General features: G+C 45.6%; 18 protein-coding genes. 6 read left to right on the top strand and 12 right to left on the bottom strand.

Annotation, left to right across the window (positions count from 1 at the left end; translation table 11 throughout):
• The first annotated feature begins 127 nt into the window (after positions 1 to 127).
• The 4 genes from rplM to sspB all read left to right on the top strand — a co-directional run bounded on the left by rplM (position 128) and on the right by sspB (position 2,377).
• Positions 128 to 556: a 50S ribosomal protein L13 gene (gene rplM / locus QJR74_RS13460; RefSeq protein ID WP_048911351.1), complete on the top strand. Its 429-nt coding sequence runs from the start codon at positions 128 to 130 to the stop codon at positions 554 to 556.
• 15 nt (positions 557 to 571) lie between these two features.
• Positions 572 to 964 carry a 30S ribosomal protein S9 gene (gene rpsI / locus QJR74_RS13455; RefSeq protein WP_048911352.1) on the top strand — a complete coding sequence of 131 codons (393 nt, stop codon included), beginning with the start codon at positions 572 to 574 and terminating at the stop codon, positions 962 to 964.
• Between the two features lie 285 nt (positions 965 to 1,249).
• The gene (gene sspA / locus QJR74_RS13450) at positions 1,250 to 1,879 is read left to right on the top strand and encodes a stringent starvation protein SspA (protein WP_304372302.1); all 630 of its coding nucleotides are present in this window, start codon (positions 1,250 to 1,252) and stop codon (positions 1,877 to 1,879) included.
• Positions 1,880 to 1,894: 15 nt separating this feature from the next.
• Positions 1,895 to 2,377: a ClpXP protease specificity-enhancing factor gene (gene sspB, locus QJR74_RS13445; protein ID WP_304372301.1), complete on the top strand. Its 483-nt coding sequence runs from the start codon at positions 1,895 to 1,897 to the stop codon at positions 2,375 to 2,377.
• A 45-nt stretch (positions 2,378 to 2,422) separates the two neighbouring features.
• Here the strand turns inward: sspB and QJR74_RS13440 are convergent, their stop codons facing one another.
• Together QJR74_RS13440 and gltB are read right to left on the bottom strand one after the other, a co-directional pair.
• Positions 2,423 to 3,841 carry an FAD-dependent oxidoreductase gene (locus tag QJR74_RS13440; protein WP_304372300.1) on the bottom strand — a complete coding sequence of 473 codons (1,419 nt, stop codon included), beginning with the start codon at positions 3,839 to 3,841 and terminating at the stop codon, positions 2,423 to 2,425.
• A 9-nt stretch (positions 3,842 to 3,850) separates the two neighbouring features.
• Positions 3,851 to 8,317, bottom strand: coding sequence for a glutamate synthase large subunit (gene gltB, locus QJR74_RS13435; RefSeq protein ID WP_304372299.1), 4,467 nt, complete (start codon positions 8,315 to 8,317; stop codon positions 3,851 to 3,853).
• A 628-nt stretch (positions 8,318 to 8,945) separates the two neighbouring features.
• Between gltB and arcB the strand changes: the two genes are divergently transcribed.
• Positions 8,946 to 11,273 carry an aerobic respiration two-component sensor histidine kinase ArcB gene (gene arcB / locus QJR74_RS13430; RefSeq protein WP_304372298.1) on the top strand — a complete coding sequence of 776 codons (2,328 nt, stop codon included), beginning with the start codon at positions 8,946 to 8,948 and terminating at the stop codon, positions 11,271 to 11,273.
• A 723-nt stretch (positions 11,274 to 11,996) separates the two neighbouring features.
• A complete protein-coding gene (mtgA, locus tag QJR74_RS13425) occupies positions 11,997 to 12,719 on the top strand; it encodes a monofunctional biosynthetic peptidoglycan transglycosylase (protein ID WP_304372297.1) in 723 nt (240 codons plus the stop codon).
• 4 nt (positions 12,720 to 12,723) lie between these two features.
• Here the strand turns inward: mtgA and npr are convergent, their stop codons facing one another.
• The 10 genes from npr to QJR74_RS13375 form a co-directional block, all read right to left on the bottom strand.
• The gene (gene npr / locus QJR74_RS13420; protein WP_304372296.1) at positions 12,724 to 12,996 is read right to left on the bottom strand and encodes a PTS phosphocarrier protein NPr; all 273 of its coding nucleotides are present in this window, start codon (positions 12,994 to 12,996) and stop codon (positions 12,724 to 12,726) included.
• A complete protein-coding gene (gene rapZ, locus QJR74_RS13415) occupies positions 12,986 to 13,846 on the bottom strand; it encodes an RNase adapter RapZ (RefSeq protein ID WP_304372295.1) in 861 nt (286 codons plus the stop codon). The genes npr and rapZ overlap by 11 nt, the downstream gene beginning before the upstream one ends.
• A 49-nt stretch (positions 13,847 to 13,895) precedes the next feature.
• Positions 13,896 to 14,378: a PTS IIA-like nitrogen regulatory protein PtsN gene (ptsN, locus tag QJR74_RS13410; RefSeq protein ID WP_304372294.1), complete on the bottom strand. Its 483-nt coding sequence runs from the start codon at positions 14,376 to 14,378 to the stop codon at positions 13,896 to 13,898.
• Positions 14,379 to 14,539: 161 nt separating this feature from the next.
• Positions 14,540 to 15,973 (bottom strand): RNA polymerase factor sigma-54, encoded by a 1,434-nt coding sequence (rpoN, locus tag QJR74_RS13405; protein ID WP_304374055.1) that lies wholly within the window; start codon positions 15,971 to 15,973, stop codon positions 14,540 to 14,542.
• 43 nt (positions 15,974 to 16,016) lie between these two features.
• A complete protein-coding gene (lptB, locus tag QJR74_RS13400) occupies positions 16,017 to 16,742 on the bottom strand; it encodes an LPS export ABC transporter ATP-binding protein (protein WP_304372293.1) in 726 nt (241 codons plus the stop codon).
• Between the two features lie 5 nt (positions 16,743 to 16,747).
• Positions 16,748 to 17,299 (bottom strand): lipopolysaccharide ABC transporter substrate-binding protein LptA, encoded by a 552-nt coding sequence (lptA, locus tag QJR74_RS13395; RefSeq protein ID WP_062812235.1) that lies wholly within the window; start codon positions 17,297 to 17,299, stop codon positions 16,748 to 16,750.
• Positions 17,283 to 17,846 (bottom strand): LPS export ABC transporter periplasmic protein LptC, encoded by a 564-nt coding sequence (gene lptC, locus QJR74_RS13390; RefSeq protein WP_304372292.1) that lies wholly within the window; start codon positions 17,844 to 17,846, stop codon positions 17,283 to 17,285. The genes lptA and lptC overlap by 17 nt, the downstream gene beginning before the upstream one ends.
• On the bottom strand, positions 17,843 to 18,406 hold the full coding sequence (kdsC, locus tag QJR74_RS13385; RefSeq protein ID WP_304372291.1) for a 3-deoxy-manno-octulosonate-8-phosphatase KdsC: 564 nt from the start codon (positions 18,404 to 18,406) through the stop codon (positions 17,843 to 17,845). The genes lptC and kdsC overlap by 4 nt, the downstream gene beginning before the upstream one ends.
• Positions 18,407 to 18,423: 17 nt before the next feature.
• Positions 18,424 to 19,410, bottom strand: a complete 987-nt coding sequence (gene kdsD / locus QJR74_RS13380) for an arabinose-5-phosphate isomerase KdsD (protein ID WP_304372290.1) — start codon at positions 19,408 to 19,410, stop codon at positions 18,424 to 18,426.
• Between the two features lie 10 nt (positions 19,411 to 19,420).
• Entirely contained in the window at positions 19,421 to 20,404 is a 984-nt protein-coding gene (locus tag QJR74_RS13375) for a calcium/sodium antiporter (RefSeq protein ID WP_304372289.1), read from the bottom strand.
• Between the last annotated feature and the right edge of the window lie 10 nt (positions 20,405 to 20,414).

Raw genomic sequence — 20,414 nt, 5'->3', positions numbered from 1 at the left:
AACCTTTGTGTTCCGGTAGTTCTATCCGAAGGGGTAGGCTTACTGGCAAAATGGTCGTGTGAGCCTCAACCGTTAATAGCGTTTGGGATTTCACCAACGTGTAACTTATATTTGGGTAAGCTTTTAGATGAAAACTTTTACAGCTAAACCAGAAACCGTCAAACGCGACTGGTATGTTGTTGACGCAACTGACAAAACCTTAGGTCGTTTAGCGACTGAACTGGCTCGTCGTCTGCGTGGTAAACATAAAGCGGAATACACTCCGCACGTAGATACTGGTGATTACATCATCGTTCTTAACGCTGACAAAGTTGCTGTAACAGGTAACAAACGTAGCGACAAGATCTACTATCGCCACACTGGTCACATCGGTGGTATCAAGCAAGCGACCTTTGAAGAAATGATTGCTCGTGCTCCTGAGCGTGTCATTGAAACCGCGGTAAAAGGCATGCTGCCGAAAGGCCCTCTGGGCCGTGCAATGTTCCGTAAACTGAAAGTTTACGCGGGCAACGAGCACAACCATGCGGCACAGCAACCGCAAGTTCTGGACATTTAATCGGGATCAATGGCAATGGCTGAAACTCAAAACTACGGCACAGGTCGCCGCAAAAGCTCTTCCGCACGCGTCTTTATCAAGCCGGGTAGCGGAAACATCGTAATCAACCAACGCTCTTTAGAGCAATATTTCGGTCGTGAGACTGCGCGCATGGTCGTGCGTCAACCTCTGGAACTGGTTGATTTGATTGGTAAATTAGATCTGTACATCACTGTTAAAGGTGGTGGTATTTCTGGTCAAGCAGGAGCGATCCGTCACGGTATCACTCGCGCTCTGATGGAATATGACGAATCTCTACGTTCTGAACTACGTAAAGCGGGCTTTGTTACTCGTGATGCGCGTGAAGTTGAACGTAAGAAAGTCGGTCTGCGTAAAGCACGTCGTCGTCCACAGTTCTCTAAGCGTTAATTCATGGCTGCTCTGCAGCGATGTGTTTACGAAAAAACCCGCTTCGGCGGGTTTTTTATTGCATTACTGCCCGCGAGAAAGCATATCCTCTATACCTGATTGACGATAATGGTTACTTTTTCTTTCCTAAACCCGCTCAAATCCCTCAAATTCGCAGCTTAGTAGAAAGGTTGCCCACAAAGGCTTCAATTTCTGGTAAACTATCGCGCAGTTTATGGTCTATCATCTGCCATCGGTCATTGAGATGGTTAATCGCAGCTCTTATAAGTATATGTGGAGGTTTTCATGGCTGTCGCTGCCAACAAACGTTCGGTAATGACACTGTTTTCTGGACCCACTGATATCTACAGTCATCAAGTGCGAATTGTACTGGCTGAGAAAGGTGTGAGTGTAGAAATTGAACAGGTGGATAAGTCAAATCTTCCACAAGATCTGATCGATCTAAACCCGTATTGCACTGTTCCAACCTTAGTGGACCGTGAGCTGACGTTATATCAATCACAAATCATTATGGAATATTTGGACGAGCGCTTTCCACACCCGCCATTAATGCCGGTTTATCCTGTTGCGCGCGGTGAAAGTCGTTTGATGATGCATCGTATTGAACAAGATTGGTATACCTTACTGTTCCAGATTGAACAAGGCTCCCCTGAAGAGGCAGATGCTGCACGTAAACAATTACGCGAGCAGTTATTAGCGATCGCTCCTCTGTTTGGACGTACCCCTTATTTCTTAAGTGAAGAGTTCAGCCTAGTCGATTGCTATCTTGCTCCATTGTTATGGCGTTTACCTTCGTTAGGCGTTGATTTATCTGGAGCCGGTTCCAAAGATCTTAAAGGCTATATGAATCGAGTCTTTGAGCGTGATTCGTTCCTCGCTTCTTTGACAGAAGCTGAGCGGGAAATGCGTCTCTAATCGAGGCTGAATACTATGGATATGACAAATTTAACGGCACGTCGCCCGTATTTACTGCGGGCATTCTACGATTGGTTGTTAGATAACGAGCTAACGCCACATTTAGTGGTTGATATCAATCTTCCCGGTGTGGAAGTACCACTGGAATTTGCTCGTGATGGGCAAATTGTCCTTAACATTGCACCGCGTGCAGTGGGGAACTTGGAACTTGGTAATGAATTTGTCAGTTTCAATGCTCGCTTTGGCGGAGTTCCACGTCAAGTGTTCGTTCCGCTGGCAGCAGTGATGGCACTTTATGCTCGGGAAAATGGTGCTGGGACTATGTTCGAGCCAGAGCCGCAATATGATGATGTTGAGGCTAACGTTGATCTTGATGTGACGCATGAGCCCAAAATGTCAGTCATTGATGGTGACGGTGAGACTGATCATACTGATAGTGATGATGATGAGACTCCTCCGCCGAAAGGTGGGCGTCCCGCACTACGTGTCGTTAAATAATATCGACTAGAAAAAAAGAGCGCTTTTCGCGCTCTTTTTCTTTCTCTACACTTCAAGGTAATCAAGAATACCTTCTGCGGCTTTTCTGCCCTCCGCAATGGCGGTCACGACTAAATCAGAGCCCCTTACCGCGTCGCCTCCCGCAAAAATTTTGGGATGGCTGGTTTGGAACGCAATTTCAGCCGTCTCAGGCGCCACAATTCGTCCGGTCGCATCGAACTCAACGTTAAACTCGTCAAGCCAAGGCATGCTGTGTGGGCGGAATCCAAATGCTAGAATGACGGCATCGGCTGCAATCACATGTTCTGAGCCTATAACAGGTTGCGCCTGTTGGCGGCCAGCAGCATCAGCAGGGCCCATTTCGGTACGCACCATTTTTACCCCAATCACTTTTCCGCTGCCGTCAATCTCGACACCTAAAGGTTGTAAGTTAAATTGAAAATCAACGCCTTCTTCTCGTGCATTTTTTACTTCGCGGCGTGAACCTGGCATATTGGCCTCATCACGGCGGTACGCACAAATAACGTTGGTTGCCCCTTGGCGAATTGAGGTTCTGACACAGTCCATCGCAGTATCGCCCCCACCCAGCACGACAACGCGCTTACCGCTCATATCTAAATAGGGCTGCTCAGCCAGCGCTTCGAAGCCCATGGTTTTACGAGTATTGGCGATGAGGAAGGGTAAGGCGTCGTACACACCTTCGGCATCTTCATTACTCAGTCCACCCCGCATTGACTGATAAGTCCCAACCCCTAAGAAAACCGAGTCATACTCATCAATTAGGCTTTGCATCGTAATGTCTTGGCCGACTTCAACGTTTAGGCGAAACTCAATCCCCATCCCTTCGAACAGTTCCCGACGTTTGATCATTACGTCTTTTTCAAGTTTAAAAGAAGGGATCCCAAAGGTTAGCAGCCCGCCAATTTCTGGATGGCGATCAAAGACAGTGACGCTTACACCATTTCGTGTCAGTACGTCGGCACAAGCAAGCCCAGCAGGACCGGCGCCGATGACGGCTACACGCTTATTCACCGACTTAACCTGCGACATATCCGGGCGCCAGCCCATTTCCATCGCTTTATCGTTAATATAGCGTTCGATATTCCCAATGGTCACCGCACCGAAATCGTTATTGAGCGTACACGACCCTTCACAGAGACGATCCTGAGGACAAACACGACCGCAGACCTCTGGTAGGCTATTGGTCTGATGAGAGAGTTCTGCTGCCTCAATAATTCGCCCTTCATTCGCTAACTTTAGCCAGTTAGGAATGTAGTTGTGTACCGGACATTTCCATTCGCAATAAGGATTACCGCAATCTAAACAGCGGTCGGCTTGCGCCTTGACTTGCCCTTCAGAGAAGGGCTCGTAGATTTCTACAAATTCTATTTTACGGAGTTGCAGCGGTTTCTTCGGAGGATCGACGCGCTGTAAGTCAATAAATTGATAAACATTTTGGCTCATTGTCGCTCCTTACTGCGCCTGTACTCGTAATTCTGCCGCTGACCGGCTGCGATGTCCTAACAGTGCTTTCACATCGCTCGACTTAGGTTTGATCAGCATGAATTTCTCTGACCAGTTAGACCATTGTGCGAGGATCTCTTCACCACGACTTGATTGGGTATATTGTACGTGCTCGGTAATTAAGCCTCGCAGATGCTCTTCGTGAATAGGTAGGCTAGCGACGTCTAATACTTCGACCAATTCGCTGTTAACACGTTTACGGAACTCACCGTCTTCATCCAGGACGTAGGCAAAGCCCCCGGTCATTCCCGCACCAAAATTGACACCAGTGCGACCAATCACGCATACAACCCCTCCGGTCATATATTCACAGCCATTATCGCCAATTCCTTCTACAACAGTAATGGCTCCAGAGTTACGCACGGCAAAACGTTCTCCTGCACGACCCGCTGCGAAGAGTTTGCCGCCTGTTGCACCATATAGACAGGTATTACCCGCAATAGTGGCTTCATGGCTACGGAAGGCTGAACCAATAGGTGGGCGAATTGCCAAGAGACCACCCGCCATTCCTTTTCCAACATAGTCGTTTGCATCACCGGTCAGGATCATTTCAAGTCCACCGGCATTCCAGACGCCAAAACTTTGACCTGCTGTACCCGACAAGTGAACCTGAACAGGGTCGCTTGCAAGTCCTTGGTCGCCGTAGCGTTGAGCGATTGCACCGGATAAGGTTGCGCCCACAGAGCGATCAGTATTTTTAACATCGAAGTAAAAATGCCTACTTTGCTTTGTTTCAATATAAGGTAACGCTTGTTCCAACAGCGCTTTATTCAGCGTCCCTTTATCGAATGGCGGGTTAGATTCTGTGCAATACAAAGCTTTTCCGGCAACTGGAGTAGCAGTTTCGAGTAATGAGCCCAGATTCAGTTTTTGCTGTTTTGCCGTGAAACCTTCTAAAGCGGTCAATAGGTCTGTTCGCCCTATCAAGTCCGTGAGGCGACTTACCCCTAAAGAAGCCATGATTTCACGTGTCTCACGGGCAATAAATTCAAAGTAATTCGTTACTTTAAAAGGAAGGCCGTGGTAATGATTCTTACGTAATTTCTCGTCTTGCGTTGCAACACCTGTCGCACAGTTATTAAGGTGGCAAATACGCAGGTATTTACAGCCTAAGGCCACCATCGGGCCGGTACCAAATCCAAAGCTCTCCGCACCGAGAATCGCCGCCTTAATGATATCGAGACCGGTTTTTAGCCCCCCATCAATTTGAAGGCGAATTTTATGACGCAAACCGTTGGCAACCAGTGCTTGTTGTGTTTCGACTAAGCCCAGTTCCCAAGGGCAACCGGCATATTTCACTGAAGTAAGTGGGCTTGCCCCTGTACCGCCATCGTAGCCTGCAACGGTGATCAAATCAGCGTAGGCTTTTGCAACCCCGGTCGCGATAGTTCCTACGCCTGGTTCGGATACCAGTTTAACGGAGATCATCGCTTTAGGATTGACCTGTTTAAGGTCAAAAATAAGCTGCGCTAAATCCTCAATCGAATAGATATCGTGGTGTGGCGGAGGTGAAATTAAGGTGACCCCCGGAACGGAATAACGTAATCTTGCAATATAAGGCGTTACTTTATCGCCCGGCAGTTGTCCACCTTCACCTGGCTTAGCCCCTTGCGCAACCTTAATTTGGATGACATCAGCATTAACCAGATATGCAGGTGTCACACCGAAGCGTCCGGAAGCAACTTGCTTAATGCGCGATACTTTATTCGTTCCGTAGCGAGCAGGGTCTTCGCCACCCTCTCCAGAGTTTGAGAAACCACCGATACTGTTCATGGCTTCAGCTAGCGCCTCATGGGCCTCTGGACTTAGGGCACCAATCGACATCGCGGCCGTATCGAAGCGTTTGAAAAGCTCAGTTGCCGGTTCAACCTCATCAATCTTGATAACTTGTTCGCTCGGCTTCAGCGCCAGTAAATCGCGTAGCGTCGCAGCAGGGCGGTTATTCACATGCTGGGCATAGTTGAGATAATCCGCGTAATCACCACTTTCTACCGCACGCTGCAAGCTATTAACAATATCCGGGTTATAAGCGTGGTACTCGCCGCCGTGGACATATTTCAGTAACCCACCTTGGTCGAGAGGCTTACGGGCTAACCATGCACGTTTAGAAAGGTTTACGAGGTCTTGTTCGAAGTCGCTAAAATTCGCACCGCCAATACGGCTAGTCACGTTTTGGAAGCAGAGCGTTGTAATATCAGTATGCAGTCCCACCGCTTCGAAGAGTTTCGAACAACGGTAAGAGGCCACAGTAGAAATCCCCATCTTCGACATGATTTTGTACAAGCCTTTGTTAATACCATTACGGTAGTTCAACATGGCTTTACGATAATCGTGGTCAATGACGCCACTGTCTGCCATTTTCGCTAAGGTTTCATAGGCTAACCATGGATAGATCGCGGTTGCACCAAAACCTAAGAGCACAGCAAAATGGTGGGGGTCGCGGGCCGAGGCCGTTTCCACAATGATGTTGGCATCACAACGAAGGCTTTTTTCCACCAAACGGGCTTGCACCGCACCGACGATCATGGGGGCCGGGACGGGAAGTCTTTCTGCGGTAATGTGTCTGTCTGATAAGACAAGTAATACGGTACCGTCGCGAACCATCTTCTCTGCTTGGTCGTTCAAACGATGGATAGCGGCTTCTAACGTCTCTTCAGCAGGATTAAAAGTACAATCGATTGTATCGGCACGGTAGTACTGAGTATCCAAATGTGTCAGCTGTGAGAAATCTGAATAAAGCAAAATAGGTGATTTAAAACTCACACGGTGTGCTTGACCTTCTGCCTCGCAGAAAACATTCATCTCTTGCCCGATACAGGTCGCTAACGACATTACATGATTTTCACGTAAAGGATCGATAGGTGGGTTAGTCACCTGAGCGAATTGCTGGCGGAAATAGTCATAGATAATACGTGGGCGGCTACTGAGTACGGCAAAGGGCGTATCGTCACCCATTGATCCGACCGCTTCTTGACCGTTCTCCCCGAGTACACGAATGATGGTATCCAGCTCTTCACTGCTGTAGCCGAACTGTTTGTGGCACGTCGCGAGCTGAGTATCGTCAAGCTGGCGTTTCCCCACTTGGTCTTCAGGAAGCTCCTCAAAAGGTACCAAGCGTTTCACGTTTTTCTCCATCCATGTTTTATAAGGATGGCGACTTTTTAGGTCATTATCGGTCTCTGCCGAATGGAGAATACGTCCATTACGGGTATCAATAACCATTAGCTCACCGGGGCCTACACGTCCTTTCTCAACCACTTCATCGGGTTGATAGTCCCAAATTCCCACTTCAGAGGCACAGGTGATTAACTTATCTTTAGTGATGACGTAGCGTGCTGGGCGTAATCCATTGCGGTCTAGATTACAGGCAGCATAACGGCCATCGGACATGACAATCCCCGCCGGACCATCCCAAGGCTCCATATGCATAGAGTTGAAATCGAAGAAAGCGCGTAAATCGGGATCCATATCAGGATTATTTTGCCAAGCTGGCGGAACCAGTAAACGCATGGCACGGACCAAGTCCATCCCGCCGTTTAAGAATAGCTCCAGCATGTTATCCATCGAGCTTGAATCAGAGCCTGTTTCATTCACAAATGGGGCAATCGTCTGTAAATCAGGGATCAGCGGCGTATTAAATTTGTAAGCACGGGCCCTTGCCCACTGACGGTTACCCGCAATGGTATTGATTTCACCGTTGTGCGCCATATAACGGAAAGGTTGGGCCAGCGGCCAGCGTGGAACCGTATTGGTCGAGAAGCGTTGGTGGAAAAGGCAGATAGACGATTCTAAACGCAAGTCAGCCAAATCGAGATAAAATCTCGGTAAATCGGCAGGCATGCACAAGCCTTTATAAATATTTACTTGGTTAGAGAAGCTACAAATATAGAATTCAGCATCCTCTAGCGCTTCAACACGTTTTTCGATACGACGGCGTGCCATGTATAGACGGCGTTCCATATCGCGTGGACGCCATCCTGCAGGAGCATTAATGAATATTTGCTCAATAACGGGAAGAGAAGAGAGGGCGACTTCGCCGAGTACATCACGGTTAATAGGGACTTCACGCCATCCCACAACCGAAAGTGTTTCACGTAGGACTTCTTCTTCGATGATTTTACGTGAAATTGCTGCTTTTTCTGGGTCGTTATTCAGGAATAGCATCCCAACGCTATAGTTGCGCGCCAGGCTCCACCCTTGTGTTTCGGCAATATATCTAAAGAAGCGGTCTGGTTTTTGTAGCAGTAGCCCACAACCATCACCCGTTTTACCATCCGCAAGAATTGCACCGCGGTGTTGCATACGAGCGAGACCATGGATCGCTGTTCTGACAACCTTGTGGCTGGGTTCGCCTTCTATATGGGCAATAAGTCCGAAGCCACAGTTATCCTTTTCAAAGGATTTATCATACAACATTGAGTCAACCTCCGCGGGCTCTGCGGCCCTTTTCTTCCAGCACTTTGCTACATGTAATGCTGCATGGGCTAGGATAATGGTTAGGAGAGTAAATTCGCGTTAACCCTAACGGCGTTGATCGACCAAAATGGTGATGCCACAGAGAACGTTTAATTACTTAAAATTAGGCGGGAGTACTACTTTCCGCACAGATAGCTACCAGTTGAATTCCAACTTATCGGGAATTATGAGTAAGGTCAAATTGATAAGGTAACAAATGTTTCATTAGTGATTTTCATGTATCATCATGATTTTAAAAGTTTTTATAGTGTTTTTCGACTGTTTGCATTGTTATGGTGCAGTGTTTTTATGTGAACTGTATCACTATGGTGCAGCCAGAATTCCCATGCTGCATTCTTTTAATAGGATTAAAATTAGTGATATATATCGCTATAGTGGTATTAACCGATTTTTTTAACTATTTTAATGGATGGGATTTTTTTTATTTTCGAACCTGAACGAATTGTGCGAAATCAGAAAAATAAATGAATATTAATGCAAATGATTCGCATTAATATTCTACTGTGAATCTTCTGCTTACCGCGTTATTTTTACGCTATCATGTTCACTTCTCGACGATGGAGTGATTATGAAACATATCCGCCTACTAGCGCAGTATTACGTTGATTTAATGGTCAAACTTGGCCTTGTTCGCTTTTCCCTTCTTCTCGCTTCAGCGTTAGTGGTCTTAGCGATGATTGTGCAAATGGCGGTAACACTGCTGTTGCATGGTCATGTCGAATCAATCGATGTTGTGCGCTCCATATTCTTTGGATTGTTAATCACCCCTTGGGCCGTTTATTTTCTCTCTGTCGTGGTTGACCAACTCGAAGAGTCGCGTCAGCGTTTAGCCAGGTTAGTCGATAAATTAGAAGAGATGCGTGATCGTGACTTGCAGCTCAATCAACAAATGCAACAAACCATCACGCAGCTTAATCAAGAAATTGCTGAGCGTCGTAATGCTGAACAAGCTCGTGAACGAGCGATCCTCAAATTAGAAGAAGAGATGGAAGGGCGTATCAAAGCGCAAACCGAATTGGAACAGCAATCTTCTTTTTTACGTTCTTTTCTAGATGCGTCACCGGACTTAGTTTTCTATCGTAATATTGATCGTCAATTTTCAGGGTGCAACCGTGCATTAGAGCTGTTAACTGGAAAAAGTGAACAGCAGCTCGTTGGGTTAACACCACAAGATGTCTATGAGCCGGAAGCCGCAGAAAAAATCCTTGCCACCGATGAGAAAGTCTTTCGCCACAATATCGCCCTGACCTATGAACAATGGTTACAGTATCCGGACGGTAAGAAAGCCTGCTTTGAAGTACGTAAAGTTCCTTATTACGACCGTATAGGAAAGCGAAATGGCTTGATGGGATTTGGCCGGGATATTACTGAACGTAAGCGTTATCAAGAAGCATTAGAAAATGCCAGCCGGGATAAAACGACCTTTATTTCTACCATCAGCCATGAGCTACGCACTCCTTTAAACGGTATCGTCGGATTGAGTCGTATACTTTTAGATACTCAATTAGATCAAGAGCAGCTGAATTATTTAAAAACTATCCATGTTTCTGCCATTACGTTAGGGAATATTTTTAACGACGTCATTGAGATGGATAAAATCGAGCGGCAAAACATTAAATTAGATTGTCAGCCCATCAATTTTACGGATTTTATCGCTGACTTAGAAAACTTAGCAGGATTGTTGGTTCAACCCAAAGGCTTAACCTTCACGATGCAGGTTGATGCCCCGTTACCCCAAACCGTCATAACTGATGGGACACGTTTGCGTCAGATTTTATGGAATTTGCTCAGTAATGCCGTCAAATTTACAAAAGAAGGGCAAATCTCTATTCATGTTAGTTTTCAGTCTCAGCACTTAACGTTTGCGGTACAGGACTCGGGTATAGGTATTCCTCAGTCTGAACAGAGCAAGATTTTTGCTATGTATTATCAAGTTGAAGATGAGCATGGTGGTAAACCGGCTACCGGGACGGGTATAGGGCTGGCGATATCGGCTCGTATCGCAGAAGCGATGGGCGGACATCTCAGTGTTGAGAGCGAGCCGCACCACGGAGCCTGTTTCACGCTCGATGTCAGCGCTCCGGAGGTGATCAGTGAAGCTTCTGAAACGCAGGAAGAAGAAGAGTGGCTTTTACCGGCTCTGCATATATTACTGGTTGAAGATATTGAGTTAAATGTTGTCGTCGCTCGATCTGTACTCGAAAATCTAGGCTGTTCCATCGAAGTGGCAATGACGGGGCAAGAAGCATTAGATATTTTTGAACCCGATGAGTTTGATATGGTGCTACTTGATATCCAATTACCGGATATGACGGGGTTAGATGTCGCAAGAGCATTACAACAGCGTTTTACCACACAACAGCTCCCTCCTTTGGTTGCCTTAACCGCTAACGTGCTGAAGAATAAGAGTGAATATCTCAACGCGGGACTAGATGGTGTCTTAAGTAAACCACTTTCTGTTCCAGCCTTGACGGCAACCATCAGACAGTTTTGGGATAACAATTCTCAAGAGGTGACTGAGCGAGTCGAACCTCAGACGTCTGAGCCTTCGGATAGATTGGATACCGAAATGTTAGAACAATATTTAAGCCTAGTCGGACCCTCTCTCATTTCTGATGGCCTGATTATATTCGAGAAAATGATGCCAGACTATCTCGAAGCACTCGATTCGAATATGTTGGCACGGGATCAGAATGAGATCGCGGAACAAGGACATAAAATTAAGGGGGCCGCTGGGGCTGTAGGTCTTAAGCATCTACAGAAGGTTGCTCAACAGATACAATCACCGGAGCTGCCCGCTTGGTGGGACAATGTTCAAGATTGGGTCGATGAATTACATAGCACATGGCAGAACGATGTTAAGGTATTAAAAGAGTGGGTAGGGAGAAGAACGTAAAGAAAAATTACCCCGGTAAAACCGGGGTGCGCGAAGATTGCGCCAACACCAGGGAAATTGAACCAAATAGCACAAAAACTGTTCTTTTTTGAGAGTAATCGTGTTGCTATTCAGTGGTATTGGGTACTGAGACTACTGTATCAAACAAATGGTACCGATTTCTATAAAACATTAACATAAGTAATGCATTTATGAGTGGGGTGGTTAAAAAGAAGGCAATAATCCACTCAAATTGATACTCAAGGCAACCTAATAGCTAATAACCTTATATTATCAATGGTTATATCCAGTAGGCAACTATTTTCCCATAAGAATGGCCTTTAGTTACAAGGTTATACCTTTTGATCGCCATAGAAAGATAGGTTTTGCTAATCGTTTGAAAGATTAAAATAGTGAATGCATAAACTACAGCTTAATCTTCTGCTTTAACAAAACGAATTAATACCTTCCTATAAGTATTTTCTTCAACTGTCATGCTTTTAAGTTGCAGCGATGTTAATAATTAGTTTAACAAATGAGGGTGCTATTGGCTAACGCTAATTGAATATGATTAAAATTTATTCATGATTGATGTCAGGGATCGTCGATAGACAGCGCTCAAAGATGAGAGTTGGAACCGTTTCCTTTTGCTCTTGTAATGAAAGTTTTTGAGCGGATTACCGCTTATCATCACTAAACATTTATAATAGATAATACAATATCTTGTCTGGACGAAGGTAAACAATGAAGCCAAAGCATACATCATGGTTGAGAAAGGTAAAAAAAACGCTTTTAAAAGGTTTTTTATTTTGTATCGGCTTATGGTTTCTTTCAGTCTTACTATGGACTGTTCTGCCTGTACCTTTTTCCGCAGTTATGGCTGAACGACAAATTAGCGCTTGGTCGTCCGGTAACTTTGCATACCGTGCACATTCTGATTGGGTTAGCATGGATGAGATTTCCCCTTGGATGCCTCTTGCGGTGATTGCCTCGGAAGACCAACGTTTTCCTGAGCATTGGGGAATTGATTTTAGTGCGGTAAATTCAGCCTTGACGCAGCGAGGTGAAGATCATCTACGAGGTGCTTCAACATTATCACAGCAAACTGCTAAAAATATGTTTTTGTGGGATGGGCGTAGCTGGGTGCGTAAGGCAATCGAAGCGGGAATGACCCTTGGAATAGAGGCGATTTGGCGTAAAAAGCGTATCCTCACCGTCTATCTTAACGTCGCGGAATTTGGACCAGGGATCTTTGGGGTGGAGGCCGCTTCGCAAGCTTATTTTCACAAGCCGGCTAAACAACTAACAGAAAGTCAGGCAGCCTTACTTGCGGCGGTATTACCCTCGCCACTTCGCTATAAAGCCCAAGCACCCTCACGTTATATACAGATGAGGCAGCAATGGATTATGCGTCAAATGCGCCAATTGGGTGGTCAGCCTTTTTTAATACAACACCACCTCTATTAGACGATCACTCTTCGTCAAACCTCGAGGCAAAAAGCTCAACAACGGCTTGCAAGGCTTCAACCTCTTGCCGGCCGTTAGCTTCGACTTCAATTTTGCCTCCTTGGGCTGAATCTAACATCAATAAAGCAATAACACTGTTCGCTTCAGCCTCGGTACCGACTTCATTTCTCAGTAAAACCTCAGCATCAAAGCTCTGTACTAATTCAAATAACTTCATTGCAGGGCGGGCATGCATTCCCAATTTATTCTGGATAGAAACAGTTTGCTTAACGGTCATGATTCTTCTTTTCCAAGGTACGATGTCTGCGTTGAACATTTTTACCACGAGAGGCAAAGTAATCCGCTAGCTGTTCCGCAATATAGACTGAACGATGCTTCCCACCGGTACATCCGATTGCTACGGTAAGGTAGCTACGATTATTCCTTTCCAGCATGGGTAACCACAATTCTAGATAGCTACGCGTTTGATAGATAAATTGATGAACATCGGTGTGGCGCTCCAAAAACTGACAAACAGTGTGATCTAACCCTGTCATCGGACGAAGCTTTACATCCCAGTGTGGATTGGGTAAGAATCTTACATCAAAAACATAATCTGCATCGACAGGTAAACCATATTTAAAACCAAAGGATTCGAAGACAATAGTGAGCTCTCGCTCCGGCTTACCTGATAAGCGGGTACGTAACATTTCTGCAAGTTCATGTACCGACATCTCTGACGTATCAATGACCAGGTCGGCACGTGAGCGTAAAGGTTCAAGCAACTCTGACTCGTGTAGAATTGCGTCTTCAAGCGAAAGATTTCGAACTGTCAGCGGATGGAGCCGGCGGGTATCACTATAGCGGCGAATCAATGTATTGGTATTAGCATCGAAGAATAGCAGTTGCGGAGTAAATTCTGCGTCGAGTCTATCCAAAATGGCTTCAAAAAGTAGAGGTGATTCTGGAATATTTCTAATATCTATACTTACAGCGGCGGAGATTTCTCTTTTTGCTAACGTTGCTGCCAACTCAGGTAAAAGTTCAACGGGGAGGTTATCGACACAATAAAATCCCATATCCTCAAGCGCACGTAGTGCGACCGATTTACCGGAGCCAGAACGACCGCTGACGATCATCAGTGCCATGACATTGTTTCTCCTGCGAACCTTACAAGTCAATCTAGGTTAAGGGCTATTACTCTTCGTCATCGATATCGCCCATCAATATTTGATAGAGCATTTCATCACTATCAGCTTGGCGAAGTTGCCGGCAGATAGCTTTATTTGCTAAGCGTTTGGCGATTAATGCGAGTGTGTGACGATGTGTTTTGCATTGTCCAGCAGGTACCAACAGTGCAAAAAGAAGATCGACCGGTTGGTTGTCTACCGCATCGAAAGCAATAGGATGTTCAAGCTTTATAAAAACACCCACGGAGCGTAATGTATCTTGCTCGAGCTTCCCATGAGGAATAGCTATCCCACCCCCTATACCTGTACTCCCCATTTTTTCGCGGTTGAGTATCGTTTCAAATATAAGTTGATGAGGCAGATTGAGCTGGCCCGCCGCAATTTCGCTAATTATCTCTAACGCCCGCTTTTTGCTTTGGCAGTTTACATTATTGCGTGTGCAATCAAGCGTTAGTACATTACCTAATTCTAAAGGAAGGTCGCTATTCATAGTATTCACTTGCTGATGGTTTGACGATGAGTCAGACACATACACCGTGGTTAATGACGATCATTGATTGGCCTGCATGGTAACAGAACACCTAATGCAGGCAAGTAATTTACATAGCTGAAATCACTATGCGCTTTTTATGACTAACGCGCAATAACCTCTCACACAAGCCGTTTACGTTGGTTAGAGGGAGGAATCGCTAGGGACTCGCGATATTTGGCAACAGTCCGACGGGCAACAATAATGCCTTGTTCAGACAGCAGCGTGGTCAATCGACTATCACTGAATGGCTTAGCAGGATTTTCGTCGGCAATAAAGCGTTTGACCAGCGCTCGGATCGCTGTTGATGAGGCCTCGCCACCATTATCCGTGTTGACGTGGCTCGAGAAGAAATACTTAAGTTCGAAGATCCCGCGCGGACTGTGTAAAAACTTCTGTGTGGTCACTCGTGAGATTGTCGATTCATGCATTTCTATCACGTCGGCAATATCCGCCAATACCATGGGGCGCATGTGTTCTTCCCCGAGTTCGAAGAAAGCTTGTTGCTGTTCGACAATACACCGAGAAACTTTAAGCAGCGTCTCATTTCGGCTCTCAACGCTTTTGATTAACCAACGAGCTTCTTGAAGATGACTACGGATAAATTGAGTATCACTTTCGTTAGCCGCCCCCCCACTCATGGCAGCGTAATGTTGGTTGATACCTAAACGCGGTAAACTATCTGAATTGAGTTCGACTTCCCATTTTTTACCGATTTTCTTGACCAAAACATCAGGAATAACATAGTCAGACTCACCCGTGTTGATGGACTGACCAGGTCGAGGATCGAGTGTTTGTATCAGCTGTATAGCCGCCTTCAATACCTCTTCTTTTAAACGAGTCACTCGCATTAAGCTTCTAAAATCGTGGTTAGCAAGGAGATCGAGATGCTGTTGAAGAATACTCCTTGCTTCGGATAAGTATGGGGTATCAGTGGAAAATTGAGAAAGCTGTATTAGTAGCGTTTCTTGTAAATCTCGAGCCCCCACACCAATCGGGTCAAAATGTTGGATACGTTTAAGAACAGCCTCGACCTCTGCGATTTCACAGTCATCAATACCCACGCTTTCCAATATATCGTTAAGGGGGATAGTGAGGTATCCAGTAGGGTCAATCGCGTCAATGATCGAGGTTGCTATTGCCCGATCAGTTTCCGAAAAAGGCGTTAATTCTGCTTGCCATGTCAGGTAATCTTGCAGAGATTGTGTTGTTTCACCTTGATAGACGGGGAGTTCATCTTGGTAGTAATCGCTACCGGTGCCAGAGGGAGTACCTGCGGTATAGATAGAGTCCCATTCTGTATCAAGAGGGAGTTCAGATGGCATGTCGTGCTGCTCTAACGCTTCACGCGTATCAAGCGAGGCGCTCTCTGTATCTTCCACCGCATCAACCTCAGAGAGGGTATCGGTTTGCTCCAATAGTGGATTACTCTCCAAGGCGAGTTGAAGTTCTTGCTGCAGCTCGAGAGTAGAGAGTTGCAGTAGGCGAATCGCCTGCTGCAACTGGGGAGTCATTGCCAGCTGCTGGCTGAGTCTGAATTGCAGACTTTGTTTCATCATCATAGACCCAATTGCCAGAAATTAAAAAAACAGCCTGAGACTACAGTCGGAATTCCTCTCCTAAATAAACCCTTTTTACTTGCTCATCTTCAAGAATCTCTTCTGGAGTTCCGTGAGCAATCAATTGTCCTTGGCTTACTATGTAGGCACGTTCGCACACTGCGAGGGTTTCCCGCACATTATGGTCGGTAATCAACACACCTAGGCCACTGTCGCGTAAATGTTCGATAATCTTTTTTATATCAATCACCGAGATCGGGTCAACACCTGCAAAGGGTTCGTCCAATAAAATAAATTTAGGGTTAGCAGCTAAAGCGCGAGCAATTTCTACGCGTCGGCGTTCACCACCTGACAATGACTGACCTAAACTTTTTCTTAAGTGTTCAATATGAAACTCTTTAAGAAGCTCATCGGCACGTGCTTTACGTTGTTCATTATTTAAATCATCGCGAATCTGTAATACCGCCATCAGGTTATCATATACACTTAACCTTCTGAAGATAGAGGCTTCTTGAGGCAGATAGCCTATGCCACGACGCGCGCGTGCATGTAAGGGGAGCAAGCTAATGTCTTCGTCATCAATAATGATCCGCCCAGCGTCGCGCTGAACGATACCGACTACCATGTAGAAGGTCGTGGTTTTTCCTGCGCCGTTTGGCCCCAATAAGCCAACGATCTCACCGGAGTTAACTTCTAGGCTGACATCGCCTACTACTTGTCTGCCTTTATAGGATTTCGCTAAGTTTTTTGCCGTTAACGTTGCCATAGGGCTTATTGACCTCTGGTTTTGGGGGTAGAGGATTTTTTGTCGTCTTGTAGCTGAGACGGCATCAATACTGTCGTAACACGCTTTGACTGGCCTTGGCTGTAAGCTTGCATTTTTTGTGCTTTCACCAAGTAGGTAATGCGATCACCATTGATATTACTATCGAGTTGTTGGACATGCGCCTTACCGGTCAGTTCGACAGAGTCTGCAGCCAAATTATAATGCAGCTTGCTGGCGCTACCTTTTACAGGTTTACCATTGTCTTGCATTTGGTAAAAGGTCGCTGGATTACCGTAAGCATCGACTAACGTTTTCTTACTATCGCCACCAGGACGGGTTACAACAACTTTATCCGCTTGGATTTTAATCGTTCCTTGCGTGATCACAACGTTGCCTGTAAATGTCGCAATATTGCCATCCATATCCAAAGATTGATTAATGGAATTGATATGAACAGGTTGATCTGAGTCGCCAGTAACGGCTAATGCAGGGAGACTCAGCGCGAGTAATCCACTTGCTAGCAGCAGATTCAATGAAGATTTATTTTTGAATTTCATAAGAAGTATTTACCTTTTCAAGCAACTCGGCTGTTTTCGCGCGTAAATTACCGCGTAATTTCGTTCCGTTAGACTCAAATCCAATGCCTCGAAGATTTACTTTATCATTAGAGGTAACATCTTGTGTCACTAAATTAATTTGGGCTGAATCCGTGGTAAGGCGTTGTAAACGCGAGTCCGATAGTTGGGATTGTACGACAACATGCCCGTAGAGGTAGAGCATTCTGTCCTGCGTAAGTTTTGCTTTATCGGCGGTTAGTACCCAAGCCGCACGCTTTGTATCATCGTAGGTCGTTAATACCGGCTGGGAAAACCAAGTCAGCTGTTGTACATCATAATATTCGACTTGTTTAGAGACTAATCGATACGCCAAGGATCCCTGTGGATTGTAAACAGTGGTTTTAGAGGTTTCACTGGTATAAGTAGGGGACTGGTCATTAACCGCAGAGGAAGCGCTGTTATCATTCGATGAGGTAATATTCCAGCCAATGAGAACCAGTGCAATTACCGCGAGAAGCCCAATGATCCATTTACGCGCGTTACTCATATTGATAACCCTTCGGCTTGTTCAAATTTGTCTTGTGCCATAAGGATGATATCACAAAGTTCCCTCACTGCCCCCCGTCCGCCAGCAATACCTGTTTTATAGTGTGCTCTTTGCTGAATTAAGGGATGGGCATCTGCGACCGCAACACTCAGCCCAATTTGCTTCATGACTGGCCAATCAATCAGATCATCGCCAATATAGGCAACCTGGTGTGGGGCGCATTGAAGATTTTCTAGAAGCTGTTGGTATGCAATAACTTTATGAGATTGCCCTTGATATAAATGTTGGATACCAAGAGTTGCGCAACGGTCTTCCAGTAATTTTGCTTTTCGCCCAGTAATTATCGCCACATCAATATCACTGGTTAACAGACAGCGGATTCCATAACCATCTCTGACATTAAAAGCCTTGAGCTCTTCACCAGAATTCCCCTGATAAACATTACCATCGGACATCACACCATCTACATCGCAAATAAGGAGTGTTATTTGTGCTGCGCGTTCCATGATTTCGCGTGGAATAGGGCCATAGCATGTGTCAACGTGGCTTTCTGCATTCATTAAATAATCTGTCCTGTTTATACGACGCCCGCACGTAACATATCGTGCAAGTGTACAACACCTATCAGTTTTCCCTGCTCCTCAACGAGGAGAGAGGTTATATTTTTTTGTTGCATGATATTTAGCGCATCAACGGCCAAAATTTGTGGGGCAACACGAATCCCGCCATGAGTCATAACCTCGGCGATAGGCGTCGATTGTAGGTCGATATTCATATCGATCACCCTGCGTAGATCGCCATCTGTAAAAATGCCGGCTATTTTACCTTCGGATTGGGTAATGACGGTCATCCCCATTTTTTTACGCGTAATCTCAAACAGCGCATCGCGTAAAGTGGCTTGCTCCGATACGGTAGGAATTTCCTCACCGGAATGCATGATATCACTGACATGAATCAGTAGTTTCCTACCTAATGCGCCACCAGGATGTGACAAAGCAAAATCTTCTTGTGTAAATCCTTTCGCTTCTAATAGCGCGACTGCAAGGGCATCCCCCATAACTAGGGTAGCTGTCGTACTACTGGTTGGCGCTAGCCCAAGAGGGCAAGCTTCAATGGGAACCTTAATACAAAGATGGACTTGTGCAGCCCGAGCCATGGTACTTTCAGGCCTTCCGGTCATACAGAGTAAGGGGATGGCTAATCGCTTTATCACTGGGATCAAAGAAAGAATTTCTTGAGACTCTCCACTGTTCGAAATCGCTAAGACGATATCATTTGGGCTGATCATCCCTAAATCACCATGACTCGCCTCGCCAGGGTGCACAAAAAAAGCCGGTGTACCAGTACTGGCAAGTGTTGCCGCAATTTTACGGCCAATATGACCTGACTTCCCCATTCCCATCACAACGATTTTTCCAGAGCAGTGGAGCATCATTTCACAAGCGATGGCGAACTCTTGATTAATAAATTCTTCTAGTTGTTCCAAGCACTCGCGTTCAATACGTAGTACTTTCTTGCCCGCATCAATAAAATTGATGTTTTTTGGTTCAGGCTGAAAACCCATAGTATTATCCTTAGGATGTCGTCACTGACCTGAAAGGGCAGCATAGCCAAAATGCCCAAATTACAAATCCAATGAGCAATAGTATTCCTATAATACGCCCATTAACTTTATTTTGTTTAAGACAAAGTAAAGTTAATAGTGAACTGGCGACAAATACTAGCCAAAAATCATGATTAACGGTTTTTTCGGAGATTTTTCCAGGGTCAATGAGTGCAGGTATTCCTAGCGCGATAGCAAGGTTATAAATATGTGCGCCCACTAAATTCCCAATGGCTAAGTGTTGTTGCCCACGTGTTATCCCTGCAATAACGGTGGCTAATTCGGGAAGGCTGGTACCCACGGATAAGAATAGAAGGCCGACAACACGTTGACTCAACCCTAAAAATTCGGCGACAACTAAAGTATTATCAAGGATCATACGGGTAGCAATCGGTAATAGTATGAGTGCCACACCTAGCCATAACAGTGCCACCGTAAAAGAGATTTGCTGATCGGGTAAAACCGATAACTGTTCTTGAGTGAGCTTATCGGGTATGGCGCTGGAAGTACGCCTAATCAGGCGCAGCATGCCATAAAGGTATACTAGCGCGACAAATAAGAGCGCAACGCCATCCCAATGGGTTAACTGCTGATTTACGAGTACTAAACCTGCAAGTAGGGTAACCAGCAACATTAGCGGGAGTTCATGGCGAAGTAATGCTGAATGTAAGGATATAGGTCGCAGAACTAGCGCAATACCAAGAATAAGTAATACATTGGTGATATTCGAGCCTAGGGCGAGGCCGACAGCAAGTTCCCTTAACCCATGTTGGGAAGCTGAAAATGAGAGAATAATTTCCGGAAGTGAAGTGCCTAGCCCGACAATGACCCCGCCAATAATCAGTGGCGAAATTCCCAACATACGACTCAATACCGCTGCACTAAAGACCAGCCGATCACTGCCATAGGCGAGTAAAAATAAGCCTACAATGAATAGCATGGCTGAGATTAACATCAATTTTCCT

The sequence above is a fragment of the Tatumella ptyseos genome, from assembly GCF_030552895.1.
Lineage (GTDB): Bacteria > Pseudomonadota > Gammaproteobacteria > Enterobacterales > Enterobacteriaceae > Rosenbergiella > Rosenbergiella ptyseos_A.
Note: the sequence above shows the minus strand (reverse complement) of the source record. Positions and strands in the feature narration are given on the sequence as shown.